The sequence below is a fragment of the Pseudoclavibacter terrae genome (assembly GCF_008831075.1).
Classification (GTDB): domain Bacteria; phylum Actinomycetota; class Actinomycetes; order Actinomycetales; family Microbacteriaceae; genus Pseudoclavibacter; species Pseudoclavibacter terrae.
Map to the genome: position 1 here is coordinate 316395 of NZ_WBJX01000003.1, position 15798 is coordinate 332192.

The 15798-nt window shown below is 66.9% G+C and carries 15 protein-coding genes, 1 tRNA gene and 1 pseudogene; 7 read left to right on the plus strand and 10 right to left on the minus strand.

Annotated features, from left to right (window positions below):
• Nucleotides 1-20: 20 nt before the first annotated feature.
• Nucleotides 21-479, plus strand: a complete 459-nt coding sequence (locus F8O03_RS10940; protein ID WP_151424036.1) for an NUDIX hydrolase — start codon at nt 21-23, stop codon at nt 477-479.
• Here the strand turns inward: F8O03_RS10940 and F8O03_RS10945 are convergent.
• Complete coding sequence (locus tag F8O03_RS10945) at nt 473-1393, minus strand: EamA family transporter (protein ID WP_151423890.1); 921 nt, start codon at nt 1391-1393, stop codon at nt 473-475. The genes F8O03_RS10940 and F8O03_RS10945 overlap by 7 nt on opposite strands.
• Before the next feature lie 68 nt (nt 1394-1461).
• Between F8O03_RS10945 and F8O03_RS10950 the strand changes: the two genes are divergently transcribed.
• Complete coding sequence (locus F8O03_RS10950) at nt 1462-2331, plus strand: LysR family transcriptional regulator (protein WP_151423891.1); 870 nt, start codon at nt 1462-1464, stop codon at nt 2329-2331.
• Nucleotides 2332-2364: 33 nt separating this feature from the next.
• Here F8O03_RS10950 and F8O03_RS10955 read toward each other — a convergent pair whose 3' ends face one another.
• A complete protein-coding gene (locus F8O03_RS10955; RefSeq protein ID WP_104254443.1) occupies nt 2365-2970 on the minus strand; it encodes a hypothetical protein in 606 nt (201 codons plus the stop codon).
• Between the two features lie 131 nt (nt 2971-3101).
• Between F8O03_RS10955 and F8O03_RS10960 the strand changes: the two genes are divergently transcribed.
• Together F8O03_RS10960 and F8O03_RS10965 are read left to right on the plus strand one after the other, a co-directional pair.
• Nucleotides 3102-3641: a peptidylprolyl isomerase gene (locus F8O03_RS10960; RefSeq protein WP_104310961.1), complete on the plus strand. Its 540-nt coding sequence runs from the start codon at nt 3102-3104 to the stop codon at nt 3639-3641.
• Nucleotides 3642-3794: 153 nt separating this feature from the next.
• Nucleotides 3795-4538: a rhomboid family intramembrane serine protease gene (locus tag F8O03_RS10965; protein ID WP_244296187.1), complete on the plus strand. Its 744-nt coding sequence runs from the start codon at nt 3795-3797 to the stop codon at nt 4536-4538.
• 164 nt (nt 4539-4702) lie between these two features.
• Here F8O03_RS10965 and F8O03_RS18435 read toward each other — a convergent pair.
• Nucleotides 4703-4936 (minus strand): annotated as a pseudogene (locus tag F8O03_RS18435) (cell division protein CrgA); the annotation flags it as partial.
• Between the two features lie 151 nt (nt 4937-5087).
• Between F8O03_RS18435 and F8O03_RS10975 the strand changes: the two are divergent.
• Entirely contained in the window at nt 5088-5984 is an 897-nt protein-coding gene (locus F8O03_RS10975) for a class E sortase (protein WP_167516548.1), read from the plus strand.
• Complete coding sequence (locus tag F8O03_RS10980; protein WP_151423894.1) at nt 5984-6175, plus strand: hypothetical protein; 192 nt, start codon at nt 5984-5986, stop codon at nt 6173-6175. The genes F8O03_RS10975 and F8O03_RS10980 overlap by 1 nt, the downstream gene beginning before the upstream one ends.
• A 64-nt stretch (nt 6176-6239) precedes the next feature.
• Here the strand turns inward: F8O03_RS10980 and pknB are convergent, their stop codons facing one another.
• From pknB to F8O03_RS11015, 7 genes are all read right to left on the minus strand, one after another.
• Complete coding sequence (gene pknB / locus F8O03_RS10985) at nt 6240-7949, minus strand: Stk1 family PASTA domain-containing Ser/Thr kinase (protein WP_244296188.1); 1710 nt, start codon at nt 7947-7949, stop codon at nt 6240-6242.
• 246 nt (nt 7950-8195) lie between these two features.
• Complete coding sequence (locus tag F8O03_RS10990; RefSeq protein WP_151423895.1) at nt 8196-9989, minus strand: protein kinase domain-containing protein; 1794 nt, start codon at nt 9987-9989, stop codon at nt 8196-8198.
• Nucleotides 9986-11446 carry a peptidoglycan D,D-transpeptidase FtsI family protein gene (locus F8O03_RS10995; protein WP_151423896.1) on the minus strand — a complete coding sequence of 487 codons (1461 nt, stop codon included), beginning with the start codon at nt 11444-11446 and terminating at the stop codon, nt 9986-9988. The genes F8O03_RS10990 and F8O03_RS10995 overlap by 4 nt, the downstream gene beginning before the upstream one ends.
• Nucleotides 11443-12852 carry an FtsW/RodA/SpoVE family cell cycle protein gene (locus F8O03_RS11000; RefSeq protein ID WP_151423897.1) on the minus strand — a complete coding sequence of 470 codons (1410 nt, stop codon included), beginning with the start codon at nt 12850-12852 and terminating at the stop codon, nt 11443-11445. The genes F8O03_RS10995 and F8O03_RS11000 overlap by 4 nt, the downstream gene beginning before the upstream one ends.
• The gene (locus F8O03_RS11005; RefSeq protein ID WP_179555463.1) at nt 12836-14086 is read right to left on the minus strand and encodes a Stp1/IreP family PP2C-type Ser/Thr phosphatase; all 1251 of its coding nucleotides are present in this window, start codon (nt 14084-14086) and stop codon (nt 12836-12838) included. The genes F8O03_RS11000 and F8O03_RS11005 overlap by 17 nt, the downstream gene beginning before the upstream one ends.
• Nucleotides 14087-14088: 2 nt before the next feature.
• Nucleotides 14089-14667, minus strand: a complete 579-nt coding sequence (locus tag F8O03_RS11010; RefSeq protein WP_151423898.1) for an FHA domain-containing protein FhaB/FipA — start codon at nt 14665-14667, stop codon at nt 14089-14091.
• Nucleotides 14664-15374, minus strand: a complete 711-nt coding sequence (locus tag F8O03_RS11015; protein ID WP_104254452.1) for an FhaA domain-containing protein — start codon at nt 15372-15374, stop codon at nt 14664-14666. Before F8O03_RS11015 ends, F8O03_RS11010 begins: the two co-directional genes overlap by 4 nt.
• A gap of 234 nt (nt 15375-15608) precedes the next feature.
• On the opposite strand from F8O03_RS11015, the gene F8O03_RS11020 reads away from it, so the two are divergent.
• Nucleotides 15609-15693: transfer RNA gene (locus F8O03_RS11020), tRNA-Leu, on the plus strand.
• The last annotated feature ends 105 nt before the right edge of the window (nt 15694-15798 follow it).

A 15798-nucleotide genomic window follows, 5' to 3' on the forward strand; every position in this document is an offset into this window, starting at 1 on the left:
CAGAGATCTTTGGGGGTTCCGTGCATCGACGACTTGCTTCCTACGGTGTCATCGTGCGCGACGGGCAGATCCTCCTCGCGCACTGGCATGACCGTGGTCGCTCAGGCTGGACCCTGCCCGGGGGCGGAACGGACCCGGGCGAGGACCCCATCGACGGTGTTGTCCGCGAGATCTGGGAAGAGACCGGTTATCACGCCTCCATCGACCATCTCCTCGGCATCGACTCGCACATCATCGCGGGTCGTGACCGGCTCGAGCCGGGCAAGACGCCGATGCAGTCGGTCCGGATCGTCTATGAGGCGAGCATCGTGAGCGGCGAGCTGCGCAACGAGCGTGGCGGCTCGACGGATGAGGCTCGCTGGTTCGACCTCTCGGAGGTGGGCGCGCTGCGCACCGTGTCGCTCGTGGATGTGGGGCTCAGGCTCCACGCGGAACGCCCCGCGAACGGGCACCTGCGTTCTCTCCGCGCCGCTCACTGAGTTTCGGTGTCTCTGCGCGTCTCCTCGGCGCTGCGGCGACCGCGGATTCCCCGTGATACGGCGACAGCGTTGACGCCGACGATCATGGCCATGCCGACCCATTCGTGCGCGACGGGAACCTGACCGAGCACGACAACTCCGGCGAGCGCCGCGAACATCGGGTTGATGCTCATGAACACCCCGAAGAACCTCGTGGTCACCCAGCGGAGCGCGATGATGTCGATCGAGTAGGGGATGACGGAGCACAGCAGGCCGGAGAGCGCCGCGAGCAGGAGGGGCCAGCCCAGGAACTTCCCGTCGGCGATCAGCTGCACGGTGATGGGCAGCGTCAGGAGACTCGAGACCAGTGTGGCCGTGGCCGGCGCCTGGAGGCCCGTCAGGCGGCCTCCGAGCATTCGGTTGAGCAGGATGTAGCTCGCCCAGCAGCAGGCAGCGAGCAGGCCGAACGCGTAGCCGAGGAGATCGCTGGATCCGTCGGGCAGCAGGAGCACGTACACGCCGACGGCAGCACCTGCTGCGAGCAGCAGATCGGCCCGCGTGCGCGACGAGGACAGCGCGACGGCAAGCGGGCCGAGGAACTCGAGGGTGACTGCCAGCCCCAGCCCGATGCGATCGACGGCCGCGTAGAGGGACAGGTTCATGGTCGCCAGGACGAGTCCGAGCAGCAACGCCGGCCACCACTGCGCCCAGGTGAAGCTCCGCAGCCGTGGCCGGGCGATCGGGAGCAGGATGGCGGCCGACACGAGCTGGCGGACGGCGACGACTCCCGCGGTGCCGAGGGAATCGAAGGCGAGCGCTCCGAACGCGGCGCCGAGCTGATTGGAGAGCCCGCTGCCGGTCAGCAGCGCCGAGCCGGCGAGGACGCCGCGCGACGTTGCGCCGTCCTGCATCGTGGTGTCCGTGGTCCCAGTCATGCGCCCATCGTGTCCCCGGTGAGTCGAGCACAGAAATGCATGACACGCGGGAGTTATACGCTGGGCGCATGAGTCTCGAGCTCCGCCACCTGCGCGCCCTCGCCGCGGTCGTCGACGCGGGCACCTTCACCGACGCGGCCATCGAGCTGCACTGCTCGCAGGCGGCCGTGTCGCGTGCCATCCTCGTGCTCGAGACCGAACTCGGTGCGCAGCTCCTCTCCCGCTCCACACGCCACGTGGCACTCACCCCACTCGGCGAGCGGATCCTGGCCCGCGCACGCCGCATCCTGCTCGAGGTGACGCTCATCGGCGACGAGGCGAAGGCGGCGACCCTGGAGCTCCGGGTCGGCTACGCCTGGTCGACGCTCGGCGCGCACACGAGCACCGTGCAACGACGGTGGCGAGCCGAGCACCCCGAATCGCATCTCGTCTTCCGCCAGAGCAACACGCCGACGGCCGGTCTCCTCGATGGCGAAGCCGAGCTCGCCGTCCTCCGCACGACGCCCCGCGATCCCCGCATCGAGACCGTGCTCGTCGGGGAAGAGCGACGGGTCGCGGTCCTCGCGAAGGAAGACCCCCTCGCGCGCCGGCGAACCCTGGTCCTCGACGACTTCGCCGGCAAGACCCTCGCCGTGGATGCACGGACCGGCACCACAGTCGGCTCCCTCTGGCCGGCGGACCGGTCGCCCGTCTTCATCCCGACCACGTCGCTCGACGAGTGGCTGACCCTGATCGCGGATGGCGACGTCTTCGGCGTCACCAGCGAGGCCACGGCCGCCCAGCACCCCCGGCCAGGGGTCGTCTACCGGCCCCTGCGCGACGCTCCGGCCATCGAAGTGCGGCTCGCCTGGTGGCGGGGCGCGAAGCCCGTGATGGCGGACGCGCTGGCACAGCTCATCACCGGCACCTACGACGAAGCCCCGCAACTCACGAAGTGAGCGCGGGGCCAGTCAGACGCAGGAGCGCGCGAACTACTTCGCGGCCGATGCGGGCGAGACCGTGGTGACGGGAGCATCGAGCTCCTCGTCAGCGATCCACAGGTCGTCGTCTGCGCGGAAGGTCTGCCAGAGGGCGTAGCCGACAGCGGCGACAGCTGCGACGCCAGCACCGATGAGCAGCCAGCCGCCGACGCCAACGCCGGAGCTGTTGTACTTCTTGTCGTACGCCTTCGATGCCTTCTTGGCGCGCGAGTTCAGCTCTTTCGAGACCTTTTTCGCGGAGCCGGCGACATCCTTGAGGTCGTGGTTCTTCGAAGCGAGGTTGCTGACCGTGCCAGCCACCGAGCCCGAGAGGCCCGCGACGACGGGGAGGACCTTGCCGTTGAAGCGAACGCTCGCGTCTTCGTACTTCTCACGGGCCACGCTGTAGCCGCGGTCGAAGCTCGGGCGAACATTGTTGTCGTAGCTCTTCTGCAGAGCGGGGACGAGCTCGGACTCAGCCAAGCCCTTCGCGCTCACTCCAGCGGACTGCAGGATGCCACGAGCGTGCTCGATGACAGACTGCTGCTCGCTCCACAGGTTTGTTGCGTCCTTGCGGAGACGCTTGAGTTCACGCGACTGCTTCCGTGAAAGGGCCATTGGTACCTCCGGACGTTGACAAGTAGGTAGTGCATATCTTGGCACGCTTCTGCCACACGCAACCTGAATCACCGCACGCTGTCGGCGGACAGGCAGAAGAGAAGTCGGACGGCTATGGAAAGATGACGAGCATGTCAATCGCCACTGCACTAGCAACGATCAACACGAACCACGGCCCCATCAAGGTGGAGCTGTTCGGCAACCACGCGCCGAACACGGTCAAGACCATCGTCGGTCTCGCCACGGGCGAGCTCGAATGGACCGACCCTCGTGACGGCCAGACCAAGAGCACGCCCCTCTACGACGGCGTGATCTTCCACCGCATCATCCCCAACTTCATGATCCAGGGCGGCGACCCCACGGGCACCGGAACCGGCGGCCCCGGCTTCGCGTTCGACGACGAGATCCACCCCGAGCTCAACTTCAACGAGCCCTACATCTTCGCCATGGCAAACGCGGGCAAGCAGCTCGGCCGCGGAACAAACGGATCGCAGTTCTTCATCACGACGGACCCGACGCCGTGGCTGCAGGGCAAGCACACCATCTTCGGCCGCGTTGCCGACGACGAGTCGCGCACGGTCGTCGACGCGATCGCCAAGGTTCCCACCGATGGCCGCGACAAGCCGCTCAAGGACGTCGTCATCGAGAGCGTCACCGTCGAGCAGCTCTAGGCTCCAGGTCCCTCTTCACGAATGACATCACCCGAGCTGTCGCAGCAGCGTGAGAACTTCTGCTATCGACACCCAGACCGACAGAGCTTCGTTCTCTGTCAGCGGTGCGGCCGCACCGTCTGCCCCGAGTGCCAGACGCTCGCGCCTGTCGGCGTGATCTGTCCTGAGTGCATCCGGGAGTCGAATGCGAGGGCCAAGGCCGCTCAGCGGCCTTCGGCTCGAACGCGGCTGCGACGGCTCGGGCAGGACCAGCGGCCGCTCGTCACGTACGCCATCATCGGCGTCTCGGCGATCCTCTGGCTCCTCCAGCAGGTGACCGGCGATCTGGTCACGGGCCTTCTCGTCTATCACGGCATCTACTCCCACATCGGGAGTGGTGCGTTCGAGCCGTGGCGCATGCTGACGTCGGCCTTCGCGCACTCGACCGTCTTCCACCTCGCGTTCAACATGCTGACGCTGTGGATCTTCGGGCGGGTCCTCGAGCAGGTGTACGGCCACCTGAGGTTCGCGGCGCTCTATATCGTCAGCGCTCTCGGTGGTTCGCTCGCGATCGCCCTCGTCGCACCGAATACGACCGTCCTCGGCGCATCCGGTGCAGTCTTCGGCCTGTTCGGCGCCTACTTCGTCGTCATGCGGCAAGCACGCATGAACACGATGTCGCTCATCGTGCTCGTGGGCATCAACGTCGTCATGGGGTTCGTCATCCCGGGCATCGCCTGGCAGGCCCACCTCGGTGGCCTCGTCACCGGTGCGCTCTGCTCGTGGCTGTTCCTGTGGGAGTCGAAGTCGGCGAAGCCATCGCGGAAGGGGCTCTGGATAGTGGCGGCGCTCGGTGTGCTCATCGTGGTCGGCGCCACCGCCAGCGTCTCGCAACTGCCGCTGGGTATCGCCGGGTAGTCACTCGGAACGCCAAGAAGCCGCGCATCCATTGGGATGCGCGGCTTCTTGCTGTCCAGCCGTGCTGGCACGGCGAGCTGTGCACAAAAGTTATCCACAGGGTTATGCACACCTGGGGATGAATTACACAGCTGTTATTCGAGCTCCTGTGGAGGAGGAAGCGGCTAGCGCCAGTTCGTCGTCATGATGAAGCCGATGAACGCGATGCCGAACCCGACGAGGATGTTCCACGACCCGAGCTCGGCGATGGGAAGCGCGCCGCTCGTCAGGTAGAAGACGATGATCCAGAGGAACCCGACGATCAGGAAGCCGAACATGAGCGGCTTGAACCAGACCGGGTTCGGGTTGCGCTCATCGCTGTCGGCGACGCCGGCCGCGCGCTTCTGCCTGCGCTGCTTCTCGGTCGCCGCGAGAGCGGCCGCTGCTGCGGACGCTTCCGACGAACGGTGCTTCTTCGTACCGGCCGGAGTCTTCTTCTCCGGCTCGTCGGACTTGGAGCCGCTGGACTTCTCACGAGACATGCGGGCCATCCTATCTATGATTGCTCCTATGCCATCTGCTGAACGGCCTGGACGAGACGACGGGACCACCTCGATCGAGTCGCTCCTCGCCGACGATGACGGCTACCAGACTCGGGCCCAGCGGCGAGCCCAGGAGAACGAGACCCGTCAGCGACAGAGCTCGAGACGAGGTCAGCGCTCCGCGTCCGGCTCCAGGCCGCGCCGCAAGCTGAGCGTCGTCGGCGTCTCCGGCGAGGTGCTCATGACCCTCGGCGTCGTCATGCTCCTCTTCGTGGGCTGGAAGTACTGGCTCAACGACCTCATCGTCGGCGAGGAGCAGAACCAAGCCGGGCAGGAGCTCAGCCAGGTGCTCGCCGAGGGTGGCGAGGAAGCAACGACCGTGACCACGACCGACCCAGCGATCGGCATCCCCATCTCCTCGGCGCCGACCGTCACCAACGAGCGGTTCGCGATCCTCTACGTGCCCACCTGGGGTGCCGACTACGCGCGTCCCATCGCGCAGGGCATCGAGCAGCATGAGGTGCTCGACCACAACATCGGCCACTACCCGGATTCGCAGATGCCCGGCGAGGTCGGCAACTTCGCGATCGCGGGCCACCGCCTCGCCTACGGGGCGTCCATGCAGAAGATCCACGAACTGCAGCTCGGTGACGAGCTCGTCGTGGAGACCGCAGACGGCTGGTACACGTACTCGTACCGCTCCGGTGAATACGTCGCACCGACCCAGGTCGACGTGCTGGGTTCAGTGCCCAGGTACCCCGAGCAGACGGGCACCGACCGGCTCATGATGATCATGAGCTGCAACCCGTTCTGGTCGACCGCCGAGCGCATCATCGGCTACGCGGTCTTCGACACCTTCACTCCGAGAGCTGACGGTCCGCCAGCGTCCATAGCGGCCTCGGTCGCGAGCCAGGGAGGTCTCTGATGTACGGCGCTCTCTGGCGTGTGCTCCCCGGCCCCTGGCCCGTGAAGCTGCTCATCGCCCTGATCCTCGTCGCGGCCGCGCTCTACGGCCTGATCTTCTTCGCGTTCCCCTGGGTGGATGCGCTGCTCACGCCCCAGAACGACGTCACCGTCGGTCTCGGCGCGCTGCCCCAGGCACCGGCTCAGAACTGAGCGAGGGCCCCTCCCGCGAACGGAAGGGGCCCTCGACTCTGTCAAGGTGCCTGCGGGGCGCGGATCAATCCTCCGGAGGCGTCGACGGCTCACCACTCGGCGTGGCGTCGGGAGCCGGCGTCGTCGGTGTCGGCGCGGGCTCCGACGTGCAGTAGGTGACCTCGACCTGCGAGTGCTGGGCGACGGGGCCAGGAGGAACCGACATGTTCACGATCGGGTTTCCCTCGACCGCGAGGCACCCAGGGTCCTGCTTCACGACGGCCAGGAGTCCCAGCTCTCGCAGGGTCGCCGTCGCCGACTCAAGCGGCTGTCCGAGGAGGTCAGGCAGCGCTACGTTGCCCGTTGACGTCACGAGGTTGATGCTGGACGCCGCCGCGACGCTCGAACCGCCCGCAGGGTCGCTGCGCACGATCGTGCCCGCTGCGACCGTCGGGGAGTCCTCTGAGGTGATCTGGCCGACGCTCAGTCCGGCACCCTGCAGGGCAACCGTCGCCTGCTCGACGGTCATGCCGTTGATGTCAGGCATGGTCACCGCCGACGGTCCCGTCGAGACCACGACCGTGATCTCCTGACCGAGCGAGACGCTGAGTCCGGATCCCGGAGTCGTGCTGATGACCTGGTTCTCGGGAACATCGTCACTGGTCTGGGCTTCGCGCACCGGAGTCAGACCGACCTCCTCGAGCGTCGTGCGCGCCGCGTCCCACTGCTCGCCGACGACATCCGGCACATCGACACTCGTGTCGGGGAGTTGACCTGCCTGCGGCAGCTGGGAGACCCAGATGCTGACCGCGACGATGACCACCACGAGGAGCGCCGCTGCGCCCCAGATCCACATCGCCGGAGGCCGACGCTGCACCTGGGGTGCTCGGTCATCGGTCTCGGACAGCGAGTTGAAGGCAGACTCCGTCGCACTCACACCGGAGGGCGCCGGGCCGAACAGCTGCGTGCGGTCGTCGTCCTCCACCTTCGTCGCGAAGGCCGGCATGATGCCCTGAGCGGCGAGGTCGAGGTCACGGCGGAACTCGGAGGCCGACTGGTAGCGGTCCTCGCGGCTCTTCGCGAGCGACCGCTTCACGACGGCGTTCATGGCCTTCGAGACCTTCGGGTTGATCTCGTTCGCGTCGATCGGGCGCTCGGTGACGTGCTGGTAGGCGACCGCGACGGCCGAGTCACCCTGGAAGGGGACCTTGCCCGTGAGCATCTCGTAGAGCACGATGCCCGCGGAGTAGAGGTCGCTTCGCCCGTCGACGTTCTCGCCCTTGGCCTGTTCCGGCGAGAAGTACGAGGCGGTGCCGAGGATGGCGGTGGTCTGCGCGATCGTGCCCGCGGTGTCCGAGATGGCTCGGGCGATGCCGAAGTCCATGACCTTGACCGTGTCCTCCGGCGTGATCATGATGTTCCCCGGCTTGATGTCGCGGTGCACGACTCCAGCACGGTGCGAGTACTCGAGCGCCGTGAGGATGCCCGTCATGTACTCGTGGATCTGCGTGTCGGCGAGGGGAGCGCCAGCCATGACATCGCGGAGCTGCTGCCCCTCGATGTACTCCATGACGATGTAGGGGACGACGAGCTCGTGTCCGTCGGCGCGCACGAACGTGTCCTCGCCCGCATCGAAGACGCGCACGATCGTCGGATGCGTCATTCGCGCGGCGGCCTGCGCCTCCTGGCGGAAGCGCGAGCGGAAGTCGGGCTCACCCGAGAGCTGCGTGTTGAGGAGCTTGACGGCGACGCGTCGGCCGAGCCGCTCATCGGTCCCGAGGTAGACCTCAGCCATACCTCCACGACCAATTCGCCGGCCGATGTCGTATCGGCCCGCGAGCGTGCGTTCGCCCTGCATCACGGAAGCAAGCTCCTCTCCCCTTGGCGGTGTCCACCAAGCTCAAGCCTCGTTAGTCTGCCGATCTTATCTCGCCCGGAATGGGTGAACGGTGCCATCGCTGCTGTGAACCGCACGTTTCATGTGCATGCATGGAGTTGAGCGAATTCGTTGCCTTGCGCCACCGAGCTCCGGGTCGCTGGGTCAGCCGCCGAGGGTAGGAGTGGGCTCCGTTGTGGCCGGCGACGAAGGCTGCGGCACCGTCGCGGAACCAGTGGGTGAATCGGCGCTGGTGTTCCCCGAGCCGCAGGTCGCGCTGTACGAGGCCTCGACGATCGAGGATCCCTCGCTCACGGTGGCCGTAGCCGTGGTTGCGGTTCCGGGGTCAGACTGCAGCTCGGCACCCGACACGTTGACGTTGTAGCTCGAGAGACTCTGACCGGGAGGGCACTGGAATGAGGGCCAGCTGATGCTGGCCTGCGTTCCGGCCGCGTTGACCGTGACCGTGGGCGCGGTCGTCGGCGTGTTCGGCGTCGCCATGCTGTCGTAGACCGTGAGCGTCACGGTCGAACCGAGGTCGACGGTGCCGGTCGGGCTGACCGCGGTCACCGTGTTGACGTCGTCCGGGTTCGTCGCGACGGGTCCGACGGCACGCGCCGGGGTCAGTCCCAACTCGGAGATGCGAGTGGCGGCCGTGTCGTAGTCGAGGCCGATGAAGTCACCCTGCGCGATGGAGACCGTGGTCGGCGTGCTGACCGACGGGGTCGGCTGCTCCGGTGGGGTCTCCACAGCGGTCGTCTCTGCAGCGGTCGGCGGCGGCGTCGTCTCGGCAGGGGCATTGCTGTTCAACAGCGCCACGGCGAACCAGGCGAGCGCAGCCGCGAAGAGCACGATCGCGCCGATCAGCACCCAGACCCACGCCGCGGGCTTCTTCCGCTCGTCGGTGGCAGGGGAGACGAGTGCATCCGACTGCTCCTCACCCTCGACGGGAGTGCCGCCGATGAGCGTGTCGAAGTCGTCCTTCATGACCTCGGTGGTGCCCGCGGCGGTGCCGAGCACCGTGGTGCGCGCACCCTCATCCATGACCGCCGTGCGGTCGAGCGGGGCAGTCGCGTCGCCGACCTCGTCAGCGGTGGTGAGCCCGAGGACCGCCGGCACGGCCTGAGCCGCGCGGGTCACGTTGCCGTCGCGGAGCGCACGAGCAGCCCTGGCGAAGACCTCGGCCGACGCCGGGCGGTCGTCCGGCTTCTTGGCGATCGCGGCGAGGACCAGGTTGCGCACGGGCTCTGGCACCGTGACCGGCAGCGCAGGGGGCTCGTCGTTGATGTGGGCCATGGCGATCGCGACCTGCGACTCGCCAGTGAATGGACGCCGCCCCGCGAGTGCCTCGTAGGCGACGATGCCGAGCGAGTAGATGTCGGTTGCCGGGTTCGCCGCGTGACCCGACGCCTGCTCCGGCGAGAGGTACTGCACGGTGCCCATGACCTGACCGGTCGCCGTCAGAGGAACCTGGTCGGCGATGCGGGCGATGCCGAAGTCGGTGATCTTCACCCGGCGGTCTGGGGTGATCAGCAGGTTTCCGGGCTTGATGTCACGGTGCACGAGACCGGCCTTGTGAGCGGCGTGCAGGGCGAGAGCCGTCTGCGAGACGATGTCCATGACCTGGTCCGGAGGGAGCACGCGCTCGCGCTCCAGCACGGTCGACAGAGCCTCGCCGGGCACGAGCTCCATGACGAGGTAGGCGGATCCGTTCTCCTCGCCGTAGTCGTACACGTTGGCGATGCCCTCGTGGTTCACCAGGGCGGCGTGCCTCGCCTCGGCACGGAAGCGCTCGAGGAAGCCAGGGTCGCCCATGTACTCGTCTTTGAGGATCTTGATCGCCACGGTGCGACCGATCACCTGATCGGTCGCTTCCCAGACCTCGCCCATACCGCCGATGGCGATGCGCGAGCTCAGCTTGTACCGGTCTCCGAACGAAACACCTGCAGCTGGTCTCATCTGCTCAGCACCGCCTTCATCACTTGCTGCCCAATCGTCGCCGCCAGGCCGTTGCCCGTCCCAGACTGTCCCATTCCGCCACCGTCTTCGAGCACTACCGCGACCGCGATCTGCGTATCGCCTGATTCGGCGAATCCTGTGAACCACAGCGAGTACGGTTCGCCTTCGCCGTTCTCCGCGGTCCCTGTCTTCCCAGCCACGTTGATCCCGTCAATTCTTGCATTACTGGCGACGCCCGAGTTCACGCTTCCCTCCATCATCGACTGGAGTGATGCCGCAGTCTCCTCGCTGATGGCACGCCCGAAGCTCGAGATCTCGGGCCCCTGGATCTCCTGGAACGTCGGCGTCTGGATGCTCTCTACAAGCGAGGGGTTCATGACCTCGCCGCCGTTGGCGATTGCCGCAGAGATCATTGCGAACTGGAGTGGAGTCGCCCGCACGTCGAACTGGCCGAAGCCCGTGAGCGCGAGCTGCGCGTCGTCTTCCAGTGCGGTCGGATACGTGCTGGCGCTCGCCGTCATCGGCACCTCGAACTCGTGGTTGAAGCCGAAGGCCTCAGCCATCTCGCGCACGCGCTCGGCCCCGAGGTCCATGGCGAGCTGCGCGAACGGGACATTGCAGGACTGCTCGAGGGCGATGCGGAGATTCGTCGTGTCGCCGCTGCCGCATTTCGCGCCTGCTGAGGGGTTGTTCACGGAGACGTTGGTGCCGGGGAGCGTGAGGGTCGCGGGGTTGGGCAGCGGCGACTCGGCGGTCGCGAGACCGTCCTCGAGCGCCGCAGCGGCGACCACGAGCTTGAACACGGAGCCTGGCGGGTTCATGTCTCCGCCGATAGCTCGGTTCTGCAACGGGTCGTTCGGGTCCGACAGGAGCGCGTTGTATGCCTCGAGCACGCTTGTGGCGTCATGGCTCGCGAGAGCCGCAGGATCGTAGGTCGGGGTGGAGTACATCGCGAGGATCGCACCAGTTGCCGGGTCGGTTGCCACGACCGCGCCCTTGAGCTCGCCGAGCGCATCCGCCGCCGTCTGCTGGGCGACTGGGTCGATCGTCGTCTCGACGGCCGCGCCAGCAGGGTCCTGGCCCGTGAAGAGGCGCTCGAGTCCCTGGAAGAACTGGGTGTCGCTGTTGCCGGAGAGCTCGGGGTTGAGTGCGCCTTCGAGCCCGGTCGAGGCGCCGTCGACGGAGAAATGGCCCGTCACGGACGCGTACAGCGGCCCGTTCTCGTACAGACGCTGGTACTTGTACTCCGAGTCGACGGGGGTCGAGGACGCGATGGGCGTGCCGTTGACGAGGATCGGACCACGCTGGATCTCGAAGCTCTCCTCGCGGGTGCGGCTGTTGTTCGGGTCATCTCGCAGCGTCTCGGCCTGGAAGACCTGGATGCTCGTCGACGCCACGAACAAGGACATGAACATGATCATGACGAGGACGCCGACCAGGCGGATGTTCTTGCTCATTCGTCGATCGCCTCCGTCGGCACGTTACGCACGGTGTCGCTCAGTCTCAGCAGGATGGCGACGATGATCCAGTTGGCGAGCAGGCTCGAGCCGCCGGCCGCCATGAACGGCATGGTGAGGCCCGTCAGCGGGATGACGCGCATCACGCCGCCCGCGACCACGAACACCTGGAGGGCGATCGTGAACGCGAGCCCGGTCGCGAGGAGACGGCCGAAGTCGTCGACGCCCTGCTGGCCGATGCGGAACCCGCGGGCCACGAAGATCACGAAGAGCAGGAGTACGACGAAGATGCCGGCCATGCCGAGCTCCTCGCCGATGGCCGCGATGATGAAGTCGCTTGACGCGAGCGGGGTGGTTCCCGGGCTGCCGGAGCCGAGGCCCTTGCCGATGAGGCCGCCAGCTGCGAGGCCGAAGAGGCCCGTCACGAGCTGGTAGCTGCCGCCGTCTGCCTCGTACATCTCCTGGTCGAACGGGTCGAGCCAGGCGTGCACTCGGAACTCGACGTAGCCGAGCGTGTTGGCCGCGATGAGCGCGCCGCCGATGAACAGGCCGAGGCCGATGAGCACCCACGACAGGCGACCGGTCGAGACGAAAACCATGACGAGGAACAGGCCGAAGTAGAGCAGCGAGGTGCCGAGGTCACGCTGGAAGACGAGCACGCCCATGCAGACGGCCCAGACGACCAGGATCGGGCCGAGGTCCCTGATGCGCGGGAAGCGCATCCACAGGAACTTCTTGCCGACGACGGAGAGCGAGTCCCGCGCCGTCACGAGATAGCCGGCGAAGAAGATCGCCAGGGCGATCTTCGCGATCTCGCCGGGCTGGAACGAGAAGCCGGCGATGCTGATCCACACGCGCGCAGCCACGTCGGTGCGCCCGAGGCCAGGGATGAGCGGCAGCAGGAGCAGGACGATGGCCACGGCCATGAACACGTACGTGTAGCGCTGCAGGACCCGGTGGTTCTTCAGGGCGATGAGCACGGCGATGGCGACGCCGACGGCCAGCATCGTCAGCACGATCTGCTGCGTCGACGGAGTCCAGAAGACGCCCTCGAGGTTGGGGTTGCCGAGGTCGATCCGGTAGATCATCGCGATGCCGAGGCCGTTGAGCACCGCCGCGATGGGCAGGATGAAGGGGTCGGCGCCAGGAGCACGGAAGCGCAGGACGATGTTCACACCGAGTGTGAGGGCCCCGATGATGGCCGAGAGGGTCACGACGTTGAAGTCGAAGGTGCCACGCACGCCGAGCTGCACGAGCAGCAGCGCGGAGAAGTTGATGATGAAGGCGAAGACCAGCAGGCCGAGCTCCATGTTGCGGAGCCCCTGCCCGGTCTTGCGGGGCGCGCCGGGCACGACGGGCGCCTGCTCGCGGGCCCCGCTCCGGAACGGGCTACTCAGGGACGGCATCTCGAAGCCGTTCCACGATCTCGTTGGCCGCCTCGCGGTCACCGGCGCTGATCGTTCTGTCGACCTGCGACTGCTGGTACTCGGGCAGTGAGGAGATCTTGATGTCGGTCGTCTCGGTCAGCTCGTGCAGCGTGATCGGTCCGATGCCCTGCTGCACGCCCTGGTAGATGGCCACATAGCCGACGTTCTCGCCGACGTAGTACTGCTGCTGCGTCCAGTTGTAGGCGAAGAGGCCCGCACCGGCGACTGCCGCGATGAAGACGATGGACGCGGCAAGCCACGAGAACTGCCGGACGCGCTTGCGCCGCTTGTCCTCGGCGATCAGCTCCTGGAGTGCCTCGTCGCTGAAGGGCACGAACTCCTCGTCCTGCGGGCGAGGCGCGGGACGGCGCAGCGGATGCAGGATCGACGGGATGATCTGGTTGCTGCGCTTCTGCAGGTTCGCGGAGTAGCGCAGCGGGTTCGCAGCCGAGCCGACGACACGCGTCTTCATCGGCTCGAGCGGTGCCGTTCCGATCTCCAGCAGCACGACCGTCACGTTGTCCGGCGCCCCGTTGTCGAGCGCCAGCTGCACGAGGTCGTCGCTGATCTCACGGCTCGACTCGTCCATGCGAGCCAGCGTCCGCTCGATCTGCGACTCGTCGACGTAGCTGGAGAGGCCGTCGGAGCAGAGCAGCCAGCGGTCGCCCTCCTGGATGTCGAACACCTCGGTGTCGACATCCGGTCGCGTCTCGACGTCGCCGAGCACACGCATGAGCACCGAGCGTCTCGGATGCGTGAGCGCCTCTTCCGGCGTGATGCGGCCAGCATCCACGAGTCGCTGCACGAACGTGTGGTCGACCGTCATCTGCACGAGGGAGCCGTCGCGGAAGCGGTACACCCGCGAGTCGCCGATGTGGGCGAGCACCAGGGACTCGCCGACGAGGCTCAGGGCGCTCACCGTCGTGCCCATGCCGCGAAGCTCGCTGTGCTCCTCGACCGCCCCCGCGATGAGCGAGTTCGCATCGAGCAGCATCTCCGTCATGGCGTGCTGGGCGTCGTCGGTGCCTGCGTACTGCTCGTCGTTCTCGGCGAAGTGCTTCACGGCGATCGCGCTCGCGACATCGCCGCCCGCGTGTCCGCCCATGCCGTCGGCCACGACGAACAGGTGGGTTCCGACGAACCCGGAGTCCTGGTTGTTGCTCCTGACCTTGCCGACGTGTGACACGGCGCCGGCGCGCGCGATGACCAGCATGCCTATCGCAGCTCGAACGTCGTCGTCCCGATGCGGACAGGGGTGCCGATGGGAACGTGGGTCGGCTGCGAGACTCGCTTGCCGTTCACGTACGTGCCGTTCGTGGAGTCGAGGTCCTGCACCATCCACGCGTCGTTCCAGAGCAGGAGGCGCGCGTGGTGCGTCGAGCTGTAGTCGTCCTGGATGACGAGGTCGGAGTCGCCGGAGCGGCCGATCGAGAGCGGCTCGCTGCGGAGGGTGAGCTCGGTGCCTCGCTTCGGGCCGGAGGTGATGACGAGCTTGCTCGGCCGCTCGGAGCGTGCGGATGCGCTCGGCACCGGGGTGGATGGGCGCTGGACCGCCTCGGTCGGGTCGCTGGGCGCCTGCGATCGGACGGGAGCCGGTGCCGCCGGGGCTGGCGCACTGTCGTCGTCTGCCGAGGCGAAGACCTGCTGGCGGGACTTCTCCATCGCCTGCTTGTACGCGGAGGAGCGCGTACCGAAGAGGTCGCTGCGGAGCGAGTAGATGACGGAGAAGACGAAGATCCAGAGCGCCGCGAGGAAGGCGAGGCGAAGGACGAGGAGGGTCAGCTCACTGGTCATGTTCTGCCTCCCTGTCGAGGGAGGTACCCGGTGTCGTCACTCGGGTCGGCCTGGGGGATCACCCGGAACACAATACGGTGACGACCGATCTGGATCGTCGAATCGGGCTCGAGACCCGCCTGCGAGATGGATCGGCCGTTGACCTTCGTGCCGTTCGTCGAGCCGAGATCGCGGATGCCCGCACGCTTCCCGTCCCACACGACTTCCGCGTGCTTGCGGGAGGCACCCGTGTCCGCGATCGTGATGTCAGCTTCCGAGCCTCGACCGATGACGGTGGAGCCGATGCCCACATGGATGCGCTCCCCGTCGACGTCGAGGATCGGCGCCCAGGCGACCTGCCCCTGAACGCTGCGCGAATCGACCTCGATGCGCCCCTCGGAGAGCGAGTCGTTCTCCAGGAACTTGATGCTGAGTCCGCCGGAGAACTGGTAGCCCTGCTTCGCCGCATGCTGTTCGACGACGCGCATGAGCTCATCCTGGATGCCGGCGATCTGCGAGATGCGCGTGTAGTCGACCTGCGACATCTGCACGTTGAAGCGATTCGGGACGAGCACGCGGTCGCGCGTGACGACCGACGCCCTGGTGTCCATCTCGCGTTTCAGCGCAGCGCTGATCTCGACGGGCTGGAGCCCAGAGCGGAAGGTCTTCGCGAACGCGCCGTTGAAGACACGCTCGAGCCCACGCTCAAATCTGTCGAGGATTCCCACATGACTCCTGGTTCTCAAGGGCACGCCGCAGCCCGCACCGGGTGGCGCGAATCTGTTTCATGCTAACGGCACTGGGCTGGATGTCCGACTTCGGGCGCCTTCCTGTGGGCGGCCAATGGAGTTTCGGTGGCCCAGTCGGTCGGCTCGGGCGGCGATTTTGGCGGGGTTCTCCGGCGCGCACCCACGGGTCGGTTTCGCAGACGGGGGAAGTGTCTGGTAATCTCTCGGAGGTTGGCGCGAGTGGCGGAATTGGCAGACGCGCACGGTTCAGGTCCGTGTGCCTTCGGGTGTGGGGGTTCAAGTCCCCCCTCGCGCACCAGCATCCCAGAGCAGGTCACCTGCATCGGGAGCACAGAACCCCCGGAACTTCGGTTCCGGGGGTTCTGTCGTTCAGCGGCGGCTTGACGCGCCAGCACTTATGTGG

Coding starts and splice junctions, on each gene's coding strand:
- F8O03_RS10945 (WP_151423890.1), bottom strand. CDS start 1,393: ATGACTGGGACCACGGACACCACGATGCAGGACGGCGCAACGTCGCGC.
- F8O03_RS10950 (WP_151423891.1), top strand. CDS start 1,462: ATGAGTCTCGAGCTCCGCCACCTGCGCGCCCTCGCCGCGGTCGTCGAC.
- F8O03_RS10955 (WP_104254443.1), bottom strand. CDS start 2,970: ATGGCCCTTTCACGGAAGCAGTCGCGTGAACTCAAGCGTCTCCGCAAG.
- F8O03_RS10960 (WP_104310961.1), top strand. CDS start 3,102: ATGTCAATCGCCACTGCACTAGCAACGATCAACACGAACCACGGCCCC.
- F8O03_RS10975 (WP_167516548.1), top strand. CDS start 5,088: ATGCCATCTGCTGAACGGCCTGGACGAGACGACGGGACCACCTCGATC.
- F8O03_RS10980 (WP_151423894.1), top strand. CDS start 5,984: ATGTACGGCGCTCTCTGGCGTGTGCTCCCCGGCCCCTGGCCCGTGAAG.
- pknB (WP_244296188.1), bottom strand. CDS start 7,949: ATGGCTGAGGTCTACCTCGGGACCGATGAGCGGCTCGGCCGACGCGTC.
- F8O03_RS10990 (WP_151423895.1), bottom strand. CDS start 9,989: ATGAGACCAGCTGCAGGTGTTTCGTTCGGAGACCGGTACAAGCTGAGC.
- F8O03_RS10995 (WP_151423896.1), bottom strand. CDS start 11,446: ATGAGCAAGAACATCCGCCTGGTCGGCGTCCTCGTCATGATCATGTTC.
- F8O03_RS11000 (WP_151423897.1), bottom strand. CDS start 12,852: ATGCCGTCCCTGAGTAGCCCGTTCCGGAGCGGGGCCCGCGAGCAGGCG.
- F8O03_RS11005 (WP_179555463.1), bottom strand. CDS start 14,086: ATGCTGGTCATCGCGCGCGCCGGCGCCGTGTCACACGTCGGCAAGGTC.
- F8O03_RS11010 (WP_151423898.1), bottom strand. CDS start 14,667: ATGACCAGTGAGCTGACCCTCCTCGTCCTTCGCCTCGCCTTCCTCGCG.